This window comes from Pantoea sp. SIMBA_079 (assembly GCF_046940275.1).
Taxonomy (GTDB): Bacteria; Pseudomonadota; Gammaproteobacteria; order Enterobacterales; family Enterobacteriaceae; genus Pantoea; species Pantoea borealis.
The window spans coordinates 1-1,490 of the sequence record NZ_JAWRYR010000030.1 but is presented as its reverse complement, the minus strand read 5'-3'; the positions used below and the strand labels follow the sequence as shown (position 1 = coordinate 1,490).

General features: G+C 48.8%; 1 rRNA gene. It reads left to right on the top strand.

Annotated features, from left to right (window positions below):
* Positions 1-120: 120 nt before the first annotated feature.
* A 23S ribosomal RNA gene (locus tag SB719_RS18900) occupies positions 121-1,490 on the top strand; the annotation flags it as partial.

The window sequence follows — 1,490 nt, the reverse complement described above, 5'->3', positions numbered from 1 at the left end:
TCAATAAACGTTGACTTGTTTTGTTTCGTTCAGTTTTGAGAGAACTATCTCTCAAGTTTAAATGTATGTTCTTTGAAAACTAGATAACAGTGTAGCTCATATTTTTTTTAATTTTAGTTTGGTTAAGTTAGAAAGGGCGCACGGTGGATGCCTTGACACTAGGAGTCGATGAAGGACGGGACTAACGCCGATATGCTTCGGGGAGCTGTAAGTAAGCTTTGATCCGAAGATTTCCGAATGGGGAAACCCACTATACGTAATGGTATGGTATCCTTACCTGAATACATAGGGTATGGAAGACAGACCCAGGGAACTGAAACATCTAAGTACCTGGAGGAAGAGAAAGCAAATGCGATTTCCTGAGTAGCGGCGAGCGAAACGGAATCTAGCCCAAACCAAGAGGCTTGCCTCTTGGGGTTGTAGGACATTCTATACGGAGTTACAAAGGAACGAGGTAGACGAAGCGACCTGGAAAGGTCCGTCACAGAGGGTAATAACCCCGTAGTCGAAACTTCGTTCTCTCTTGAATGTATCCTGAGTACGGCGGAACACGTGAAATTCCGTCGGAATCTGGGAGGACCATCTCCCAAGGCTAAATACTCCCTAGTGATCGATAGTGAACCAGTACCGTGAGGGAAAGGTGAAAAGCACCCCGGAAGGGGAGTGAAAGAGATCCTGAAACCGTGTGCCTACAAATAGTCAGAGCCCGTTAATGGGTGATGGCGTGCCTTTTGTAGAATGAACCGGCGAGTTACGATCCCGTGCAAGGTTAAGCTGAAGAGGCGGAGCCGCAGCGAACGCGAGTCTGAATAGGGCGTTTAGTACGTGGTCGTAGACCCGAAACCAGGTGATCTACCCATGTCCAGGGTGAAGGTGAGGTAACACTTACTGGAGGCCCGAACCCACGCACGTTGAAAAGTGCGGGGATGAGGTGTGGGTAGCGGAGAAATTCCAATCGAACCTGGAGATAGCTGGTTCTCCCCGAAATAGCTTTAGGGCTAGCCTTAAGTGTAAGAGTCTTGGAGGTAGAGCACTGATTGAACTAGGGGTCCTCATCGGATTACCGAATTCAGTCAAACTCCGAATGCCAATGACTTATCCTTAGGAGTCAGACTGCGAGTGATAAGATCCGTAGTCGAAAGGGAAACAGCCCAGACCGCCAGCTAAGGTCCCAAAGTATACGTTAAGTGGAAAAGGATGTGGAGTTGCTTAGACAACCAGGATGTTGGCTTAGAAGCAGCCACCATTTAAAGAGTGCGTAATAGCTCACTGGTCGAGTGACTCTGCGCCGAAAATGTACCGGGGCTAAACGTATCACCGAAGCTGCGGACTGTTCTTACGAACAGTGGTAGGAGAGCGTTCTAAGTGCTGTGAAGTCAGACCGGAAGGACTGGTGGAGCGCTTAGAAGTGAGAATGCCGGTATGAGTAGCGAAAGACGGGTGAGAATCCCGTCCACCGAATGCCTAAGGTTTCCTGAGGAAGGCTCGTC